Here is a 370-nt window from a genome sequence, read left to right on the forward strand (position 1 = left end):
TAAAAAAGGTGTAGAGCAAACTCAATGATGCCTCTGCTTTCACCCCTGACCAGTTGATGAAAATCAGGCTGCCTAGATACTGGCCTAAAAGCCCAAAAAGCAGGCTACCGAATAAGCCAATCACCACGGCTCCAATGAATTTTTTCATGGTTGCTCCTTCCTACCCATCATGATGAATTTATCGACATGAATTTCCCATACAGTTCGTTGGATACCATCTTGCTCGTAACGACGTGAGCGGATTGGGCCACGAACATAGATGGAGTCACCCACATCCATATGCTGGCAAACCAATTCAGCGTGCCTACCATAGAGTAGGGCCGCAAACCAGTCGGTTTTCTCATTGGGCTGCCCAGTACGCTTATCAGGG

Annotated in this window: 1 protein-coding gene; it reads right to left on the reverse strand. The window is 47.6% G+C overall.

Features of this window, described 5'->3' with window-relative positions:
- Positions 1 to 144: 144 nt before the first annotated feature.
- A partial coding sequence (locus A2F46_RS11900; RefSeq protein WP_156471664.1) for a single-stranded DNA-binding protein occupies positions 145 to 370 on the reverse strand: 226 nt, incomplete at its 5' end.

This window comes from Snodgrassella sp. CFCC 13594, assembly GCF_001590725.1.
Lineage (GTDB): Bacteria > Pseudomonadota > Gammaproteobacteria > Burkholderiales > Neisseriaceae > Snodgrassella.